Raw genomic sequence first — 19,847 nt, 5'->3', positions numbered from 1 at the left:
GCTTCTTTTATTCAAATAGTTAGTTTTGCTCTTCAGCCAATTCTGAGAATGCCTGTTCAACAGCATGAATGGTTGCTTCAATATCTTCTTCTGTATGAGCAATTGTAATAAACCAAGCTTCGTATTTAGAAGGTGCAAGCATAACTCCTTGTTTTATCAGCTTCTTGAAAAATCTTCCGAACATTTCTCCATCCGTATTTTCAGCTTGTTTATAGTTGATTACTTTTTCTTTTGTAAAGTAAACAGTTAGTGCTCCTTTTAAGCGATTCAATGTAATTGGAATATTATATTTTTCGGCAGCTTCTAATATTCCTGCTTCTAATAATGAACCTAATTGATCAAGATGAGTATATACGCCTTCTTGTTTTAACACTTCTAAACAAGCAATTCCACAAAGGATAGACGCAGGATTTCCGGCATGAGTACCTGCCTGGTAAGCAGGACCAACTGGAGCTACTTTATCCATAATTTCTTTTTTGCCGCCATAAGCACCTATAGGAAGACCGCCGCCAATAATTTTTCCAAGCGCAGTTAAGTCTGGTTTCACTCCAAGTAAATCTTGAGCGCCGCCATATGTAAAACGAAAAGCTGTAATTACTTCATCATAAATTACAAGAGCTCCTGCTTTATGGGTAAGTTCATTGACGCTTTGTAAAAATCCTTCAACAGGCTCTACAATTCCAAAATTCCCTACGATCGGCTCCACTAATACAGCGGCAACTTGATCGCCCCATTTTTTTAATGCCTCTTTATATGCTTCTATATTATTAAATGGTACGGTAATAACATCCTCAGCAATAACACTTGGAACCCCAGCTGAGTCGGGTGTTCCAAGTGTAGAAGGCCCGGACCCGGCAGCAACTAGCATCGAATCGGAATGACCATGATAGCAGCCAGCAAATTTAATGACTTTATTTCTGCCTGTATATGCTCTTGCAACACGGATTGTTGTCATAACAGCTTCCGTTCCTGAATTCATAAAACGTATCTTTTCTAAAGATGGAATAGCTTCTTGAAGCATTTTCGCAAATTTCACTTCATGAGGCGTGGATGTTCCAAGCAACAATCCAGTTTCTGCCGCTCTTGTAATAGCTTTTGTAATATGTGGATGGGCATGCCCGGTAATAATCGGACCAAATGCTGCAAGATAATCAATATATTGATTTCCATCCACATCAAAGAAGTATGCCCCTTGACCTCTTTCCATAATAACAGGTGCACCGCCGCCGACAGCTTTATAAGAGCGAGAAGGACTATTGACCCCGCCTACAATAATATCTAATGCTTCTTCATGTATTCTTTCTGAATTAATATGTTGCATTTTATTCCTCCTAAAAACTCGCATATTCAAAAGACATCTTCTATAATTTTAGCACTTTTTAATAGAACGTAAACGAAAAAACATTTTCTATAATAAATGTCTGTATTTTTTAGAAACTTACAGAGTGTGTGAATGAGATAGAATAACAATCATAATTGCAGGAGACAAGCATACATATTAGTACATTCATGATTTTTTTTTAAAAAAGATAAGAAAGAAATTTTTAAAATGTGAAGTTTGTCTAGATCCGATGTACAGGATGTACAAGTGCCGGTGTCGCCACAGGATGTGGCATATTTAGCCGGCCAGCGCCTAGACTCTGTGAGTATTGTCTCCTGCCTCTAAAAGTAAAGAACACTTTTTGAGTCATGTGAACATTTTTCTTCGGAGCTAAACAAGGCGCTTGTGCTTTTCTAAATAGGGGGGAAGATGCGTGTTTTTTTATTTTTTGTTAGCTTTGATTATATTTTTTATTATGATGAGCTTGCGAACGTTATTTGTTCCCTATCGTTTAAAGGAAAAATGGGTTTCATTTGAAAATTTTATTTATCTGTTTTTTGTATATATAACGATTATGATAGGTTTTGGGTTAATTTATACATTGTTTCAGCTAAATGGTCTCCGGGTTTTCCATGATGGGCAAGCAATTACCTCACCTCTTAATTTTTTTGATACGCTGCTGACAGGAGTGTACTTTAGCGGTGTTACCCTTTTTTCCGTTGGGTTTGGCGATTTAGTCCCGGTTGGCTTAGGGAGAATTATTGTAGTGGTTGAGGCATTAATTGGCTACACCATTCCGGCAGCATTTGTGGCACGTGCCGTGTTGGATATGGAGAATTAAGCTGTTAAAAGGTGAGAAAGTATAACCTTTTGAACCAAGTGTAATGTCTAGCTCTAGTGAGTATTGCCCCATGCCTCTAAAAGTAAAAAGCACTTTTTGAGTCATGTGAACATTTTTCTTCAGAGTTGTTCAAGGCGCTTGCGCTTTTCTTAAAATCATGGTTGTTGAAAATCTCTTGTTGATTCGTTAGTCTTGTAGTACAAAGAAGCAAAAAAAGAAAGGGTTGAATTAGAAGTGGCATTAAATATAGGGGAAACTGCACCGAATTTCGAATTACCTAGTAATACAGGAGACCATATTAAATTATCTGATTTTCAAGGGAAGTATGTAGTTCTTTATTTCTATCCAAAAGATATGACACCTGGATGCACAACGGAAGCATGTGACTTCCGCGATAATCATAGCGAATTTGAAAATCTGGATGCTGTTATAATTGGAATTAGTCCAGATCCTGTTGGAAAACATGAAAAATTTATTCAAAAGCATGGTTTGCCTTTTTTACTTTTGGCAGATGAAGACCATAAGGCAGCAGAGTTGTATGATGTATGGAAATTAAAGAAAAACTTCGGCAAAGAATATATGGGAATTGAGAGATCAACTTTTCTCATTGATAAAGGCGGAAAATTGGTAAAAGAGTGGCGAAAAGTAAAAGTAGCAGGACATGTGGAAGAAGTATTAAAGACAATTCATTAAAGGGCTGCCTAATTTGACGATAAAAAGGCATTTGTCCATTCCGATAAACAAGTTGTGAATACATTATATTAGGGCATACCTCCTCATATGTATATAGTTGCAGATCGAAACTTTATCGGTCTGCCTTTTTGTAAGCAGAGAGGTATAGGAGGCTTGTTGATAAGTATTTTTCTAAGAGAGGTTTTAGAAATAGGAAAAACTTATTATTAAAATAGAATTAATCTTGAATGATAATGCCCGTTTTAAATATAAGGAAAATTTTGAATAAAAAGTGTCGATAAAGTGGATAAAATCGCAATTATATTGACAAAAGTAACGAAATGTTAGTACACTATTTATAAAGATTATAAAATAAGAATTTTTTTTAGAAAAGGGGTGCATATCTGTGGAACATAATGAGTTAAAAGAAGCTCTTGATAAATTAAAAGAAACAGGAGTGCGCATTACCCCGCAGCGTCATGCGATACTTGAATATTTAATAAGCTCAATGTCACATCCGACTGCAGATGAGATTTATAAAGCCTTGGAAGGCAAATTTCCGAATATGAGTGTAGCAACTGTTTATAATAATTTAAGAGTTTTTCGTGAAGTGAATTTAGTAAAAGAATTGACATATGGTGATTCTTCCAGTCGATTTGATTTCATTACTTCCCAGCATTATCATATTATTTGTGAAGAATGCGGTAAAATAGTAGATTTTCATTATCCAGGACTTGATGAAGTTGAACAGTTTGCCAGCCATGTATCAGGATTTAAGATTAGCAACCACCGTTTAGAGATTTATGGTGTTTGTCCTGATTGTGGAAAAAAAGATGTACACTAATTGATGGAAAAGAGACTACCCGATAAGTTATTTTGCTTTACTGCAATTAGTTGCATGTGAAGAGAAAAAACTTATTCTCAGGGCAGCCTTTTTTTTTGTTTTCATTTTTTTGCAGTAACAAGAAAGTTAATGACAGCTATGCAGGATTTTGCCCATATATGTCGAATTGTTACGAAATGAATTTATTACTATAATTACTAAGAGTGCGTGTTCAAAAAGGAGAATAAAAAGGACCAAGAAGTTCGAGGCGGTTTTACTTTGAGCATCGCCCTTTCACAGGATGTGATGACTTCCACGTTGCTCACAGGACGTGAGCGTTTTTAGTGGAAGATCCTCTAGTTAATACGTGAGAAGCGGAAAAGTGAAGCCAACGAGGAAATTCGACGCGTCATTTTTACCGGACTTTTTGAACAACCTCTAAGAGGGAGGAATAAATGATGGAAGACATCCTTCGTCCTATATATCAAGAGCGAGCCAGCCAAACGAATACCTTGGGTGTTTTAATGATCGAAAAAAAGCAAAAAGAAATGACGGTAACCGACACTTTTGACAGTGTAATGCTTATTATCGTACAAGAAGCGGAACAATCTGTTTTTGTTAAACATTATACGTATTCCGGAAAAAAAGCAGCTTTACATATTGTCACAGAAAGTCAATTGAAAGAGTGGATTCTACTTGGCAATAATAAAAGAATTTTTGAATGGTTATATAATGGCCGTGTTCTTTTTGATCGCAATGAATTTGTCGATAAATTAAAAAGGGAACTTAAAGAATTTCCAGTAGCACAGAGAAAACAGAAGATGGCTTTAGAGTTTGCGAAGTTAATAAAAAGATATATGGATGGGAAAGCATTTTTTGAAAATAAACATTATTTGGATGCATATAATGATATTGTGCATTCATTGCATCATTTAGCCAGACTTGCTGTTATAGAAAAAGGTTTTCACCCTGAAGTTACGGTGTGGAGTCAAGTAAAGCAGATAGAACCGGAGATTTATAAACTCTATGTTGAATTAGTTAATAGCGAAGAGACGATTGAAAAAAGACTCGAACTGTTATTCTTGGCAAGTGAATTTTTAATTCATTCCAGAACGCAGAAAAGTATTCAGCAAATTATAGATATTCTGCTGCAAAAGGATTACTGGTCTTTTAATGAGTTAATGCAAAACGAGGAGCTTTCTATCTATTCAGTTGATTTAGGAATGTTATTTGAGTATCTTATTGAAAAAAATAAGGTAGAGGTAATCAATGTGGAAACGAAAAGTCCAGGAGTTTTTCATCGTTATTATAAGGTTCCAGAAAAAAATATATAATTTTTTAGAAAAAGTATTGACCATCTTTAAAAAACTTGTTATATTTATATCCGTCGCTGAAACAACACGAAATGTTGAAACAACGACGGAAATATTTTTTAGAAAAACATGTTGACAATAATATTAACAAAATGTTATTCTAATAAAGTCGCTTCTGAAGCGAACGAAACAAATTGCTCTTTGAAAACTGAACAAACAAAACGTCAACAATAAACGTTTATAACTAAGTTATAAACACAACAAGTAACAAAAAAGCTAGAGTTTAGCTTCGGAGCTAATCTTACTCTTATATGGAGAGTTTGATCCTGGCTCAGGACGAACGCTGGCGGCGTGCCTAATACATGCAAGTCGAGCGGACTTAAAAAGCTTGCTTTTTAAGTTAGCGGCGGACGGGTGAGTAACACGTGGGCAACCTGCCTGTAAGACTGGGATAACTTCGGGAAACCGGAGCTAATACCGGATAATCCTTTTCTACTCATGTAGGAAAGCTGAAAGACGGTTTACGCTGTCACTTACAGATGGGCCCGCGGCGCATTAGCTAGTTGGTGAGGTAACGGCTCACCAAGGCAACGATGCGTAGCCGACCTGAGAGGGTGATCGGCCACACTGGGACTGAGACACGGCCCAGACTCCTACGGGAGGCAGCAGTAGGGAATCTTCCGCAATGGACGAAAGTCTGACGGAGCAACGCCGCGTGAGTGATGAAGGTTTTCGGATCGTAAAACTCTGTTGTTAGGGAAGAACAAGTAGGAGAGTAACTGCTCGTACCTTGACGGTACCTAACCAGAAAGCCACGGCTAACTACGTGCCAGCAGCCGCGGTAATACGTAGGTGGCAAGCGTTGTCCGGAATTATTGGGCGTAAAGCGCGCGCAGGCGGTCCTTTAAGTCTGATGTGAAAGCCCACGGCTCAACCGTGGAGGGTCATTGGAAACTGGGGGACTTGAGTGCAGAAGAGAAGAGTGGAATTCCACGTGTAGCGGTGAAATGCGTAGAGATGTGGAGGAACACCAGTGGCGAAGGCGACTCTTTGGTCTGTAACTGACGCTGAGGCGCGAAAGCGTGGGGAGCAAACAGGATTAGATACCCTGGTAGTCCACGCCGTAAACGATGAGTGCTAAGTGTTAGAGGGTTTCCGCCCTTTAGTGCTGCAGCAAACGCATTAAGCACTCCGCCTGGGGAGTACGGCCGCAAGGCTGAAACTCAAAGGAATTGACGGGGGCCCGCACAAGCGGTGGAGCATGTGGTTTAATTCGAAGCAACGCGAAGAACCTTACCAGGTCTTGACATCCTCTGACACTCCTAGAGATAGGACGTTCCCCTTCGGGGGACAGAGTGACAGGTGGTGCATGGTTGTCGTCAGCTCGTGTCGTGAGATGTTGGGTTAAGTCCCGCAACGAGCGCAACCCTTGATCTTAGTTGCCAGCATTTAGTTGGGCACTCTAAGGTGACTGCCGGTGACAAACCGGAGGAAGGTGGGGATGACGTCAAATCATCATGCCCCTTATGACCTGGGCTACACACGTGCTACAATGGATGGTACAAAGGGCAGCAAAACCGCGAGGTCAAGCCAATCCCATAAAACCATTCTCAGTTCGGATTGTAGGCTGCAACTCGCCTACATGAAGCTGGAATCGCTAGTAATCGCGGATCAGCATGCCGCGGTGAATACGTTCCCGGGCCTTGTACACACCGCCCGTCACACCACGAGAGTTTGTAACACCCGAAGTCGGTGGGGTAACACTTTATGTGAGCCAGCCGCCTAAGGTGGGATAGATGATTGGGGTGAAGTCGTAACAAGGTAGCCGTATCGGAAGGTGCGGCTGGATCACCTCCTTTCTAAGGAAAATGGAATTTACATTCCATCACAGATTGTTGACGAGTTTGTTGTTCAGTTTTGAGGGAGCAATTCCTCAAAGTAGGTTGAAGTTATTTTCAGCCGTTATAGGGTGGAAAGAAACGAACAGGTCAAGGAAGCGACCGAACGAGCACCGGAGCGTACAAAGGTACGTGAGGAGCAGAGTGAGAGAGCTGACGAAGAGATGTGAAGTTTATTTTCAGCCGTAATTGTTCCTTGAAAACTAGATTATGTATAGTAAGAACCAAGAAAGAAACCGAGTAATCGCCATCTTAGATTCTCTATTAATAGTAGATAGTAGTCAAATACCATCTACCAAATAGCAGAAACCATGAGAACAAGGAAAAGCGAGTAGATCAAGGAAGCGACCGAACGAGCACCGGAGCGTACAACAGTACGTGAGGAGCAGAGTAAGAGAGCTGACGCAGAGATACGAAGCTTATCGTTGTTCGAAGTAAGTTAAGTTAGAAAGGGCGCACGGTGAATGCCTTGGCACTAGGAGCCGATGAAGGACGGGACTAACACCGATATGCTTCGGGGAGCTGTAAGTAAGCTTTGATCCGGAGATTTCCGAATGGGGAAACCCTCTATCCGTAATGGGATAGAATCTTTACCTGAATACATAGGGTACTGAAGGCAGACCCGGGGAACTGAAACATCTAAGTACCCGGAGGAAGAGAAAGCAAACGCGATTCCCTGAGTAGCGGCGAGCGAAACGGGATTAGCCCAAACCAAGAGGCTTGCCTCTTGGGGTTGTAGGACACTCAACATGGAGTTACAAAGGAACGGGGTAAATGAATAGGTCTGGAAAGGCCAGTCATAGAAGGTAAAAACCCTGTAGTTGAAACTTCGTTCCCTCCTGAGTGGATCCTGAGTACGGCGGGACACGAGAAATCCCGTCGGAAGCAGGGAGGACCATCTCCCAAGGCTAAATACTCCCTAGTGACCGATAGTGAACCAGTACCGTGAGGGAAAGGTGAAAAGCACCCCGGAAGGGGAGTGAAATAGATCCTGAAACCGTGTGCCTACAAGTAGTTAGAGCCCATTAATGGGTGATAGCGTGCCTTTTGTAGAATGAACCGGCGAGTTACGATTACATGCGAGGTTAAGTTGAGAAGACGGAGCCGCAGCGAAAGCGAGTCTGAATAGGGCGAATAAGTATGTGGTCGTAGACCCGAAACCAGGTGATCTACCTATGTCCAGGGTGAAGTCCAGGTAACACTGGATGGAGGCCCGAACCCACGCACGTTGAAAAGTGCGGGGATGAGGTGTGGGTAGCGGAGAAATTCCAATCGAACTTGGAGATAGCTGGTTCTCTCCGAAATAGCTTTAGGGCTAGCCTCAAGGTAAGAGTATTGGAGGTAGAGCACTGTTTGGACTAGGGGCCCCCATCGGGTTACCGAATTCAGACAAACTCCGAATGCCAAATACTTATCCTTGGGAGTCAGACTGCGAGTGATAAGATCCGTAGTCAAGAGGGAAACAGCCCAGACCACCAGCTAAGGTCCCAAAGTATACGTTAAGTGGAAAAGGATGTGGAGTTGCTTAGACAACCAGGATGTTGGCTTAGAAGCAGCCACCATTTAAAGAGTGCGTAATAGCTCACTGGTCGAGTGACTCTGCGCCGAAAATGTACCGGGGCTAAACGTATCACCGAAGCTGTGGATTGACATCATTAGATGTCAGTGGTAGGAGAGCGTTCTAAGGGCGTTGAAGCTAGACCGTAAGGACTGGTGGAGCGCTTAGAAGTGAGAATGCCGGTATGAGTAGCGAAAGATGAGTGAGAATCTCATCCACCGAATGCCTAAGGTTTCCTGAGGAAGGCTCGTCCACTCAGGGTTAGTCGGGACCTAAGCCGAGGCTGAAGAGCGTAGGCGATGGACAACAGGTTGATATTCCTGTACCACCTTATGAACCGTTTGAGTAATGGGGGGACGCAGGAGGATAGGGTAAGCGTGCTGTTGGATTAGCACGTCCAAGCAGTTAGGCTGGTAATGAGGAAAATCCCGTTACCATAAAGGCTGAGCTGTGACGGCGAGGGAAATATAGTACCGAAGTTCCTGATTCCACACTGCCAAGAAAAGCCTCTAGCGAGGTTCAAGGTGCCCGTACCGCAAACCGACACAGGTAGGCGAGGAGAGAATCCTAAGGTGAGCGAGAGAACTCTCGTTAAGGAACTCGGCAAAATGACCCCGTAACTTCGGGAGAAGGGGTGCTCTTTTGGGTGTTAAAGCCCGAGAGAGCCGCAGTGAATAGGCCCAGGCGACTGTTTAGCAAAAACACAGGTCTCTGCGAAGCCGTAAGGCGAAGTATAGGGGCTGACACCTGCCCGGTGCTGGAAGGTTAAGAGGAGGGGTTAGCAGCAATGCGAAGCTCTGAATTGAAGCCCCAGTAAACGGCGGCCGTAACTATAACGGTCCTAAGGTAGCGAAATTCCTTGTCGGGTAAGTTCCGACCCGCACGAAAGGTGTAACGATCTGGGCACTGTCTCAACGAGAGACTCGGTGAAATTATAGTACCTGTGAAGATGCAGGTTACCCGCGACAGGACGGAAAGACCCCGTGGAGCTTTACTGTAGCCTGATATTGAATTTTGGTACAGCTTGTACAGGATAGGTAGGAGCCTTGGAAGCCGGAGCGCTAGCTTCGGTGGAGGCATTGGTGGGATACTACCCTGGCTGTATTGACATTCTAACCCGCACCCCTTATCGGGGTGGGAGACAGTGTCAGGTGGGCAGTTTGACTGGGGCGGTCGCCTCCTAAAAAGTAACGGAGGCGCCCAAAGGTTCCCTCAGAATGGTTGGAAATCATTCGTAGAGTGTAAAGGCACAAGGGAGCTTGACTGCGAGACCTACAAGTCGAGCAGGGACGAAAGTCGGGCTTAGTGATCCGGTGGTTCCGCATGGAAGGGCCATCGCTCAACGGATAAAAGCTACCCCGGGGATAACAGGCTTATCTCCCCCAAGAGTCCACATCGACGGGGAGGTTTGGCACCTCGATGTCGGCTCATCGCATCCTGGGGCTGTAGTCGGTCCCAAGGGTTGGGCTGTTCGCCCATTAAAGCGGTACGCGAGCTGGGTTCAGAACGTCGTGAGACAGTTCGGTCCCTATCCGTCGTGGGCGTAGGAAATTTGAGAGGAGCTGTCCTTAGTACGAGAGGACCGGGATGGACGCACCGCTGGTGTACCAGTTGTCTTGCCAAAGGCATAGCTGGGTAGCTATGTGCGGAAGGGATAAGTGCTGAAAGCATCTAAGCATGAAGCCCCCCTCGAGATGAGATTTCCCATAGCGTAAGCTAGTAAGATCCCTGAAAGATGATCAGGTTGATAGGTTTGAGGTGGAAGCATGGCGACATGTGGAGCTGACAAATACTAATAGATCGAGGACTTAACTAAAAAATGAAAAGCGAAAAACGCCTGTTTATCGGCGTACAAGCTGGAAGAGCGTCGACTGAGATAAAGGAAACACAGTGAACGAAAGTGAACTGATGTTGACTTATCGTAGGGAGAAGATCGGAAGTTTGATAGACGATAGGCGTTGTAGCTAGACAAAAAATGATTAATTCGGTTCTTTCTTCTTACACATAATCTAGTTTTCAGGGAATAATTTTAAAAAAATCCTTGAAAAATTTTGAGAAGACGATATAATAAAATATGTCTTCGAAAAAAGTCTGGTGGCGATAGCGAGAATGTCACACCCGTTCCCGTACCGAACACGGAAGTTAAGCTTCTCAGCGCCGATGGTAGTTGGAGGTTCTCCTCCTGTGAGAGTAGGACGTCGCCAGGCATATAATTATTCCGCAGTAGCTCAGTGGTAGAGCATTCGGCTGTTAACCGAACGGTCGTAGGTTCGAGTCCTACCTGCGGAGCCATATTGGAGAGCTGTCCGAGTGGCCGAAGGAGCACGATTGGAAATCGTGTAGGCGGGTACCCCTGTCTCAAGGGTTCAAATCCCTTGCTCTCCGCCATTTATGCACTCACCATAATTTGTATGGCCCATTGGTCAAGCGGTTAAGACACCGCCCTTTCACGGCGGTAACACGGGTTCGAATCCCGTATGGGTCACCATTAAAAGGAAGGCATGTTAAATGCGCGACATCCTGTCGCAACACATGCAATCGTACATACTGTACTTCGGAGGATTAGCTCAGCTGGGAGAGCATCTGCCTTACAAGCAGAGGGTCGGCGGTTCGATCCCGTCATCCTCCACCATAAATATTTATTAATATCTTATCGTCGCGGGGTGGAGCAGTCTGGTAGCTCGTCGGGCTCATAACCCGAAGGTCGCAGGTTCAAATCCTGTCCCCGCAATCTGGTCCGGTAGTTCAGTTGGTTAGAATGCCTGCCTGTCACGCAGGAGGTCGCGGGTTCGAGTCCCGTCCGGACCGCCATTATTGATTAAATAAAAACTTGAATTAGTAGGGTTTTGAAAAGCAAAAAGTTTAAGGAAGCGATTGAGTGAACATCGAAGCGTATATAAATACGCGAGTATGTGAGTGAAAGAGCTGACGAAGAAATTTATTAATGCTTAGCGAAATTTGTATATTAAGGCTCAGTAGCTCAGTCGGTAGAGCAAAGGACTGAAAATCCTTGTGTCGGCGGTTCGATTCCGTCCTGAGCCACCTTTTAAAGCTGGAGGGGTAGCGAAGTGGCTAAACGCGGCGGACTGTAAATCCGCTCCTTTGGGTTCGGCGGTTCGAATCCGTCCCCCTCCACCATTCTTAATACAGGGGTATAGTTTAAAGGTAGAACAGAGGTCTCCAAAACCTCCAGTGTGGGTTCGATTCCTACTACCCCTGCCAAAAAATTATGGCGGATATGGCGAAGTGGTTAACGCATCGGATTGTGGCTCCGACACTCGTGGGTTCGATTCCCATTATTCGCCCCATTTATTTTTCACATTATTTCAACATTTGAATATATTATTAGTGGGCTATAGCCAAGCGGTAAGGCAACGGACTTTGACTCCGTCACGCGTTGGTTCGAATCCAGCTAGCCCAGCCATTTTGCGGAAGTAGTTCAGTGGTAGAACATCACCTTGCCAAGGTGGGGGTCGCGGGTTCGAATCCCGTCTTCCGCTCCAACTAATATTTATGGCGGCATAGCCAAGTGGTAAGGCAGAGGTCTGCAAAACCTTTACCACCGGTTCGAATCCGGTTGCCGCCTCCATATGATGCTTATAAAATTAATTTTACATAATATTACGCCGGGGTGGCGGAACTGGCAGACGCACAGGACTTAAAATCCTGCGGTAGGTGACTACCGTACCGGTTCGATTCCGGTCCTCGGCATTTTACAAAATTTATAAGCACGCCGGTGTGGCGGAATTGGCAGACGCGCACGACTCAAAATCGTGTTCCGCAAGGAGTGTCGGTTCGACCCCGACCACCGGTATCCGTAAAAGGTATAAACCTTTATAAGTCAATGCTTTGAGCAATCGAGGCATTGACTTTTTTTGTGCTTTATTTTGCTAAAGTGATTTCCAAATCGTGTGGACAACAATTTTCGATTATTAAGTACCTTTAAGACCAATTTTCTTAAAGGAGAGATTTTTTGTGGCTGTAATTAATCGAAAGAAAAAAGTTAAGTTGGAGAAAACGGTAGAAGAACTTTTTAAAGATTTTCAGATGGATAACAAAATTAAAAACTTATCAGAAATGACCATTAGATTCTATGACCAAAATGTAATTCACTTCATGCGATTCCTAGATGACGAAGGTATTCATCTTGTTAAATCCATTGAAAAGGATGATATAGATGAATTTATTTTGTTCTTGAAGGAAAAAGGCCTTAAGGCAACAACGATTAATACCTATCTCAGAGCCACTAGGGCATTGTTATATTATGCAATGCGTGAGGAGCATTTAAACAAATTTGACATTAATTTAATAAAAGCTGATAAGGAACAAAAAGAGCCTTACACAGAAGTTGAAATTAAGAAACTTATTAAAAAGCCGAATTTAAAGGAATGTGGATTTGTCGAGCATAGAAATTGGGTGCTAATTAATTACCTACTTGAGACAGGAAACAGGCTCAATACTATTCTTAACATAAAAGTAGCTGATATTGATTTGGAAAATGGAATGGTCGTTTTAACGACAACCAAAAATAGAAAAGCACAGTTTAATCCGATTAGCGAACATTTAGTTAAAACATTAAAAGAATATTTTAGAATGTATCAATTTGAAAAGGAAGATTTCTTGTTAATTAATGAATTAGGAGAACAGATGACAAGAAATTCTGTTCAGCATACAATTGCACGATATAACAAAAATAGAGGAGTAGAAAAGACTTCTATTCATGCTTTTAGGCATACCTTTGCAAAATACTATATTACTAGTGGTGGGGATGCGTTCAAGCTGCAACGCTTATTAGGTCATTCGACACTTGATGTTACATTAAACTATGTAAATTTGTATTCAAAAGATTTAAAAGATGGATTTAACAAACATAGTATTGTATCGAATTTTACTGAGAACCCAAGAATGAAAAGGGGAAAAAAATCATAATAGTAAGCAATCGCAATTATTCCATTTTTTATTTTAATAATATATTTCAAGCAGCCACTTTCAGTAGCTGCTTTTCTTTTTGAACCTTTATGGTGTGGATTTTATCGATTGATATTAAGACTTCTAAACATATTTTTTATAGGCTTACCCTTTTTGTTTTGCTCGGAATATGTCAATGCTATTAATAAATAAAAATATTGGAGGCTTTATTAATTGAATAAAATGATCGAGCAATTATCACTGGAAGAAAAACAAAAGCTGCTATGGCACGCTCTTACTGGATTGAGCCTAGAAGAAATGGAGGAGAGGGAATTAAATGGAGTCGTAGAACTTGTTGTCAAAAACAATTTATTTAATCTTTTAGTGGTATCCGAAACAACATTTCCTGAACAGTATCTTATGACTATAGATAAAATAAGTCATGCCGCATTTGAAGGAATGTTATCGACAGAAAAAGTGAAGGTTCAAAATTCTAGAAAAAACAAAAACCTATTTGCAGAAGTAGATTTGGATTTCACAAATCTCCCTGGGGTTACAATTAGCCGAAATTTATCCTGGGATGACAGAATTGTTCATAATGCTGTAGTGTCCTTATATGTCGATGGGAATAAGTATATTACTCCTTTGATGATCCATAGAGTAATGGTTGGGGATTCTAGGGCTAGTATGACAGAAAAACAAAAAGACAGTATAGAAAAAAGCATTGAAATCCTATCATCAGCACGAATAAGAATTGATGCCACGGCTGAAATGAAAGCCTATGGTTTAGACAAAGCCATTTATCATGGAAACCTTATTTACACCAAAAGAATGGATGTCCTACATAAAGGTGAAAAAAAAGAAATGATATATGTTATGGAACAACCAGTTTTGTATGATTATGCCCACAACAAAAAGCAAATTGCAAATTTACTTATAAAAGAACTGAAGGTACCAATTAACAGAACAAAAGAAACACGTGCTTTACAAGAATACCTATTATATCGGATTAAAGCAAAAGGAATGAGCAATATCATTCGATATGATACCATTTATGAAAAATTAGGTATTAAAGAAGGAACTGAATCGTCTTTACGAAAAAAACGAAATACGATTAGAAAAGCAGCTAAAAGGATTCTTGATGATTTCGTTGAGAAGAAAATGATTAAAGGATATAAAGAAAATACAGGGAAACATAATGAGAAAATCAGCATTCAGATTATCAAATAGAGGGTCCAAAAGTGGCAACACAAGGGTGTAAAAGTGGGTACACTAGGGTGTGAAAGTGGTAACACTAAGGTGTAAAAATGGGTACACTGAACCATTAAGAAAAGTGCCGTCATACATACTCTCCTAAGGGTTAAAGGATTTCATAAAAAAGATGATAAGTACTTATAAGTATTATAAGTACTGTATACGAAAACCAGCGTTTTGAATAACGCTGGTTTTCTTTTGGTTATGCTTCATTTTGAAAGGAGGCGAAAAAATGACAAAGCCAGAATTACAAAAACAAGTCGATTTGATTTCTTTAATTGCAAAAAAACATCATTTAAAAAAGGTCGGAAAGAACCAATACCGTGTCAATCCATGTCCAGTATGCGGACGCTTTGACCATTTCACTGTTTATGCTGACACGAATAGTTACCATAGTTTCAGCGGTTGTTGTAAAGGAGGTTCTGTTTTTGAGTATTTAATGGAAGTTGAAGGATTATCACAAGATGATGCTTTTAAGGAATATCAGAAATTATTAGGTGTTGAGAATGAAAAAACCCCTTCACATACTCCTGCTGTGAAAGAGGATAATGACGATATGGATTACACGGAATGGATTGGTTCATTGTATCAAAAAACAACAGAAAAAGACAAACAGCGTTTTATCAATCGTGGGATTCCACATGAACTGATTGAAAAATACAAATTAAGTATTGGGCAAATAGATAATCGAGAATGCATGATTTTGCCGATATGGGAAAAAGGGAAAGCAGTTTATTATACTGCACGCTTTTTAGATGATAAAGAACCAAAATACAAAAATGCTTCAGGAACGGCACAAATATTTAATATCGATTATTTGTACGACGCTGAAAAATCAATCGTTTTCTTAACAGAAGGCATTTTTGATGCTTTATCATTGGAAGCAATGGGATATAGTGCGATTGCAATAGGGGGAGTTCAACACACAGAAAAACTGAAAGAAGATATAAAAAGAACCAATTGTAATGCTGTTTTCTTAACTGCCTTTGATAATGATGTGGCGGGTCAAGAATGCAAAGATAAATTTCCTTATAGGGCAATTGAAATACCAAAGCAATTTAAAGATATCAATGAATGGTATGTGAGCAGCCTTCAGAACGTACAGAATGATTCTAACAGCATTCTAAATATAGAAGCGCAACTTGACAAAGCAAGGCAGCCTGATGTCGTGAGCGTCTATTTAGACGGTAATTTTCATTCAGATATTAAAGAATTTTTATGCCATAGGGACAAGCGAACTGGATTTGAAAATCTTGATTTACAAATGAAAGGCTTGTACCCAGGGCTTTATGTCATAGGCGGAATTTCCTCAGTTGGGAAAACAACCTTTACACACCAATTATGTGACCAATTAGCCGAAGAGGGGAGCCATGTTATTTATTTCAGCTTGGAACAAAGCCGACTTGAAATGGTTAGCAAAAGCATAGCAAGGATGACAGCAAAAATAAATATAGATGATGCTGTTCCATCGGTTTTTATCCGAAGTGGAGAAACATCAATTATCGTTAAAGAAGCGATAGATAAATACAGAAAGACGGCTGAAAATGTCAATATCATTGAAGGCAATTTTAACACAGATGTTAAAACGATTCGTGAATATGTGATTGCATATCGAAAAGTAAATAAAGTAAATCCAATTGTTGTTGTGGATTACTTACAGATTATGCCGAGTATTAACGATAGGATGAGCGATAAACAGCGAATTGATGCAAATGTTACAGAATTAAAGCGAATGAGTCGTGATTTTTCCTTACCTGTTTTTGTTATATCAAGTTTGAACCGTGGAAACTATCTTTCTCCTATCGATTTTGAAAGTTTTAAGGAATCAGGCGGAATTGAATATACTGCGGATGTTGTTTGGGGCCTACAGTTAGAAGCCATTAATGATCCATTTTTCTATAAAGATAAAAATGTGATAGAAAAACGTGAAAAAATCAAGACGGCAAAAAATACAGACCCAAGAGAAATCGAACTCGTATGTTTAAAAAACCGAAATGGGACACCTTCTTTTAGTTGTGGCTTTTTTTATCATGCTAAATATGACTTTTTCGAGCCTAATTTTTATAACCTTTTTAAGGTTGATAATGTGAAAACGATATAAGGTTGCATACAAACTGATAAGCGATAATAAATGAAGAAAGGTGAAAAAGAAATGAATTTAGAAGTAAATGAAACAGAATACAAATGTAATAATTTTCGGTCAAGGCTTGAAGCAAGATGGGCGGTTTTTTTCGATGCAATGGGTTTTGTATGGGAATATATTAAACCTAAAAGAGTAGAACCTAATCGTAAATATTTGCCTGATTTTTATCTTCCTGAAAGAAAAGCATGGATAGAAATAAGCAGTAAAACACCAAGTGCCGAAGATTTAAGGAAATATGAAGCATTTGCCGAACAACAATTAAAAAATAATATAGATTTCAGATTGTTAGTAGGAGATATCCCAGAAGCAACTTGTGATTTTGGATTGCTTGACTCTTTGGTAAAAAATAAATCAAACCTTAGACAATATGGGGCGATATTAAACAACATTAAAGGTATAAAAGCATACAAATTTCTGCCAGAAACTAAAGGTAAATTTTTTTACGGAGTATGGGATGATCAGCCTGAATTAGGAACAACTTTAATGAGAACAAATTGGGTAATGGATGACTCTAGAAAAGTAGAAAGAGCATTAAATAAAGCACGGCAGGCACGTTTTTGAAACAAGGGGAATCTTTTTAAATTTCCCTTCAAAGTAAAAAAAATATAACAGAAGCCATGAAAAGGAGTAATGTACATGTTTGAATTTAAAGAAGATGATCGTAAGCCTTTGCTCGAAATGGGGCAATTAAAGTTATCCCCAGCAACTATTGAAATATTAGGGCAGGAGGAAATCAATGATTTAATAGTAAGACATTTATACGGCGATTTTGGCAATCAATACGAGGTAGAAATAATAATCTATGAAGAAATTATAAATTACGGTGAAAAGGATATTCAATCAAATTACACACTTGAAGGCAATGTAGTTTTTGTTATTATTGAAAGAGAGATGAATCAATCGTCTATAAAAAGTTGTAAATGTTGTAATTGTGGAACAGTATTTTTAGTTGATCGTAATGATATGTTTAGTAGTCTTATCGGTGTTCCAGTTTTAGGTGAAGATGGTGAAATGGCTTTCATTCCAACTAATGAAGGAAATTTTGGTTGTAACTTAAACGTTTGTAATAAATGTTTTGAATAACCGTACGGGTAAACCTTCCACCTTTTTTTGCAGTTAGGACGTTTATGACAGCCTTTAGAACCCCTAGATACTATTTACTAGGGGTTTTTAATATTGTATATAAAATTACATAGTATGCATAAAAACCACACAAATTATGCAAAATAAAATAAATGGAAAATGACAAGAAATGTGGTGAAATGTTGAAAAAAGATATCGAGGTTCAAGCACTTATTGATGAAGGACGGAAAGCATATTATCGTCAATATCGACAGAAACCTGAAAATAAGAAGAAAGCTCGACAATATCGGGATAACTTTTTTCTTAAAGTGGGTTTGGAGCAGTTAGATGCCAAAGATGACACAGCGAGTAAAAAGTTATTGGAAGAGAAAAGCCCATGAGTGAGTATATTTATAAAATTATAGGTGAGCCATCGAAGAAAATTACAGCATTGAAAACAAAATATAATTTTAAAGAAATGAAAAGGGCAAGGTGGAAACGTGAAAATCAATAATATGAATGTACTTGAAAAAGTTCAAGGATTTGTAAGACCTCCAGAAGAGAACCTAATCGGACTCAATCTAAGTTATCAAGATGTTCTGGCGTTAAGGAGTTTAATCCGACATTGGAACTTACACGGTAAAGCAGATTCTTATGGTGAAACTATAAGAAGAGCGATTGATGAGCGAAATAGCCTTAAAGAAGTAACACTCTCAAAGACAGAACGATATAATCATCAAGGAACAGTTTGGCTTGAAAAGGGTGTAAGGAAAACGTTATTAAGAGAAGCAAATAAATTAGGACTTGAACCATCGGATTATATTCGCGGAATCATTTATAGTCTTAACCAAAAGATAATAAATGAAGAGAAATTAAAACGTGAAAGGCAAGCTAAAATCAAGCATGATAATCGGGTCCTTTCTTTTACAAAATCAGTGTATCCAGATGATCGGGAAAAGCTTTATAAAAGGTATGGGAAATTGAGTGATAAAGAATTAATGAATGCAGTGCAAACGGATGTAGGGGAATGGCTTGCTACGTTGAAATAAAATGTTCCTGACTTGGAGAAGCCACCTAAAGGTTTCTCCCATAGTTGATATATTATCTATAGAAAAGGTGAAAAAGAGTAATGACTCATGAAGAAGTAAAAATATTATTGTCACAACTGGATGAAAAACTTCAATCTTTGGATGAAAAAATATCAGATTCAGTCCCCATGACTTTATATAAAAACGGTTTTGCAAGTGGGTTGAATTACGCTAAGGATATAGTTATTAGAATGGAACAAGAAAAAAATAACACAGAGGATTCGGAGTAATTCGGGTTTAGGATTATTTTTAATCCCCCTAGGTCGCAATTTTAATCTGTGATTTTGGGACAAACGGCGGCAAGGGAACTATTTCCGACCAAGCAGAAATTCTGAAAAGTTTTTTTTGTAAACCTAATGAAAAAGGAGGTTAACAAATGTTGTCCTATCAAATTTTTCGTTCTGCCGATTATCTGGAATATCGAAAATCCAAATTAAACGATATCAATAAAAGGAAAAGTGGTTTGTTCAAAAGGCTTGAGAAGTTAGGCGGAAAGACTTAAGCCAAGATTCTTTCGTTTACAATCAATAGATTTTTGCTATTTTTAATTGTTTAACAACCCTTCAATCTTTTAGTAGCTATATAGTATAGCTGCTCTTTTTTATTTGTTGAAGATAAATTGACCGAGAATATAACAGCCATATATGTTATGATTAAAGTGTGCGATAATGTTATGTTGATTAATAAAATAAAGCTATCATTCCGTATTAACAAACTTGTAAAGAAACTAGAATGGAATACTTAAAAATAATGTACCTGATTAAAGGACAACAAATAAAAGTGTCCCTTAGTTGGGTTTTCTATATTTCTAGAGAGTTTAAGCAAATAATTCAGGGATGGAAATTCCTTTATGACAATAAGTTACCAATGCATCAATATCAATAGTAACTTAAAATTACTTTAGGAAGATAATTTTACAATACGGGATCATATATAACACTGCATATTCTAAAAATTATACTAGTA

At 39.6% G+C, this 19,847-nt stretch carries 14 protein-coding genes, 15 tRNA genes and 3 rRNA genes; 31 read left to right on the top strand and 1 reads right to left on the bottom strand.

All coding sequences use genetic code 11. The features are described from left to right. Positions 1–19 precede the first annotated feature (19 nt). Positions 20–1,321 (bottom strand): glutamate-1-semialdehyde 2,1-aminomutase, encoded by a 1,302-nt coding sequence (locus AC5LWL_RS20080; protein WP_493435955.1) that lies wholly within the window; start codon positions 1,319–1,321, stop codon positions 20–22. Between the two features lie 433 nt (positions 1,322–1,754). Here AC5LWL_RS20080 and AC5LWL_RS20075 point away from each other — a divergent pair, with 433 nt between their 5' ends. From AC5LWL_RS20075 to AC5LWL_RS19925, 31 genes are all read left to right on the top strand, one after another. Beyond that, positions 1,755–2,162 carry an ion channel gene (locus AC5LWL_RS20075; RefSeq protein WP_493435954.1) on the top strand — a complete coding sequence of 136 codons (408 nt, stop codon included), beginning with the start codon at positions 1,755–1,757 and terminating at the stop codon, positions 2,160–2,162. A 234-nt stretch (positions 2,163–2,396) separates the two neighbouring features. Beyond that, complete coding sequence (gene bcp / locus AC5LWL_RS20070) at positions 2,397–2,855, top strand: thioredoxin-dependent thiol peroxidase (protein ID WP_493435953.1); 459 nt, start codon at positions 2,397–2,399, stop codon at positions 2,853–2,855. Positions 2,856–3,240: 385 nt separating this feature from the next. After that, entirely contained in the window at positions 3,241–3,678 is a 438-nt protein-coding gene (gene perR, locus AC5LWL_RS20065) for a peroxide-responsive transcriptional repressor PerR (protein WP_493435952.1), read from the top strand. A gap of 437 nt (positions 3,679–4,115) precedes the next feature. Continuing rightward, entirely contained in the window at positions 4,116–4,991 is an 876-nt protein-coding gene (locus tag AC5LWL_RS20060; protein ID WP_493436671.1) for a nucleotidyltransferase-like protein, read from the top strand. 287 nt (positions 4,992–5,278) lie between these two features. Continuing rightward, a 16S ribosomal RNA gene (locus tag AC5LWL_RS20055) occupies positions 5,279–6,829 on the top strand. 476 nt (positions 6,830–7,305) lie between these two features. Next, positions 7,306–10,242: ribosomal RNA gene (locus AC5LWL_RS20050) — 23S ribosomal RNA — on the top strand. Positions 10,243–10,516: 274 nt separating this feature from the next. After that, positions 10,517–10,633 (top strand): 5S ribosomal RNA (gene rrf / locus AC5LWL_RS20045). Together the 16S, 23S and 5S rRNA genes with 15 tRNA genes alongside form the textbook arrangement of a ribosomal RNA operon. A gap of 10 nt (positions 10,634–10,643) precedes the next feature. Further along, positions 10,644–10,718 (top strand) — tRNA-Asn (locus tag AC5LWL_RS20040). A gap of 4 nt (positions 10,719–10,722) precedes the next feature. Then, a tRNA-Ser gene (locus AC5LWL_RS20035) sits at positions 10,723–10,814 on the top strand. 25 nt (positions 10,815–10,839) lie between these two features. Next, positions 10,840–10,914: transfer RNA gene (locus AC5LWL_RS20030), tRNA-Glu, on the top strand. 68 nt (positions 10,915–10,982) lie between these two features. Further along, positions 10,983–11,058: transfer RNA gene (locus AC5LWL_RS20025), tRNA-Val, on the top strand. Between the two features lie 25 nt (positions 11,059–11,083). Beyond that, positions 11,084–11,157 (top strand) — tRNA-Met (locus tag AC5LWL_RS20020). A 3-nt stretch (positions 11,158–11,160) separates the two neighbouring features. Then, a tRNA-Asp gene (locus AC5LWL_RS20015) sits at positions 11,161–11,237 on the top strand. 158 nt (positions 11,238–11,395) lie between these two features. Then, a tRNA-Phe gene (locus tag AC5LWL_RS20010) sits at positions 11,396–11,468 on the top strand. A 12-nt stretch (positions 11,469–11,480) separates the two neighbouring features. Beyond that, a tRNA-Tyr gene (locus AC5LWL_RS20005) sits at positions 11,481–11,564 on the top strand. 10 nt (positions 11,565–11,574) lie between these two features. Then, positions 11,575–11,648: transfer RNA gene (locus AC5LWL_RS20000), tRNA-Trp, on the top strand. A gap of 10 nt (positions 11,649–11,658) precedes the next feature. Then, positions 11,659–11,734: transfer RNA gene (locus AC5LWL_RS19995), tRNA-His, on the top strand. Positions 11,735–11,775: 41 nt separating this feature from the next. Then, positions 11,776–11,850, top strand: a tRNA-Gln gene (locus tag AC5LWL_RS19990). A gap of 4 nt (positions 11,851–11,854) precedes the next feature. After that, positions 11,855–11,929 (top strand) — tRNA-Gly (locus AC5LWL_RS19985). A gap of 12 nt (positions 11,930–11,941) precedes the next feature. Further along, positions 11,942–12,015 (top strand) — tRNA-Cys (locus tag AC5LWL_RS19980). A 36-nt stretch (positions 12,016–12,051) separates the two neighbouring features. Continuing rightward, a tRNA-Leu gene (locus tag AC5LWL_RS19975) sits at positions 12,052–12,137 on the top strand. Between the two features lie 21 nt (positions 12,138–12,158). Beyond that, positions 12,159–12,240, top strand: a tRNA-Leu gene (locus tag AC5LWL_RS19970). 161 nt (positions 12,241–12,401) lie between these two features. Then, on the top strand, positions 12,402–13,355 hold the full coding sequence (locus tag AC5LWL_RS19965) for a tyrosine-type recombinase/integrase (RefSeq protein WP_493435951.1): 954 nt from the start codon (positions 12,402–12,404) through the stop codon (positions 13,353–13,355). 213 nt (positions 13,356–13,568) lie between these two features. Further along, on the top strand, positions 13,569–14,564 hold the full coding sequence (locus AC5LWL_RS19960) for a hypothetical protein (protein ID WP_493435950.1): 996 nt from the start codon (positions 13,569–13,571) through the stop codon (positions 14,562–14,564). A 256-nt stretch (positions 14,565–14,820) separates the two neighbouring features. Beyond that, positions 14,821–16,689 (top strand): DnaB-like helicase C-terminal domain-containing protein, encoded by a 1,869-nt coding sequence (locus AC5LWL_RS19955; protein WP_493435949.1) that lies wholly within the window; start codon positions 14,821–14,823, stop codon positions 16,687–16,689. A gap of 51 nt (positions 16,690–16,740) precedes the next feature. Further along, positions 16,741–17,292, top strand: coding sequence for a PDDEXK family nuclease (locus AC5LWL_RS19950; RefSeq protein WP_493435948.1), 552 nt, complete (start codon positions 16,741–16,743; stop codon positions 17,290–17,292). A gap of 75 nt (positions 17,293–17,367) precedes the next feature. Next, positions 17,368–17,814, top strand: coding sequence for a hypothetical protein (locus AC5LWL_RS19945; protein ID WP_493435947.1), 447 nt, complete (start codon positions 17,368–17,370; stop codon positions 17,812–17,814). A 179-nt stretch (positions 17,815–17,993) separates the two neighbouring features. Then, on the top strand, positions 17,994–18,194 hold the full coding sequence (locus AC5LWL_RS19940; RefSeq protein ID WP_493435946.1) for a hypothetical protein: 201 nt from the start codon (positions 17,994–17,996) through the stop codon (positions 18,192–18,194). A gap of 99 nt (positions 18,195–18,293) precedes the next feature. Further along, on the top strand, positions 18,294–18,842 hold the full coding sequence (locus AC5LWL_RS19935; protein ID WP_493435945.1) for a hypothetical protein: 549 nt from the start codon (positions 18,294–18,296) through the stop codon (positions 18,840–18,842). 80 nt (positions 18,843–18,922) lie between these two features. Then, positions 18,923–19,111, top strand: a complete 189-nt coding sequence (locus AC5LWL_RS19930; RefSeq protein ID WP_493435944.1) for a hypothetical protein — start codon at positions 18,923–18,925, stop codon at positions 19,109–19,111. A 146-nt stretch (positions 19,112–19,257) separates the two neighbouring features. Then, complete coding sequence (locus AC5LWL_RS19925; protein WP_493435943.1) at positions 19,258–19,383, top strand: hypothetical protein; 126 nt, start codon at positions 19,258–19,260, stop codon at positions 19,381–19,383. Positions 19,384–19,847 lie beyond the last annotated feature (464 nt).

The sequence above is a fragment of the Niallia sp. WK069_GA_01 genome (assembly GCF_983173855.1).
This window is presented reverse-complemented; position numbering and strand designations above follow the sequence as displayed.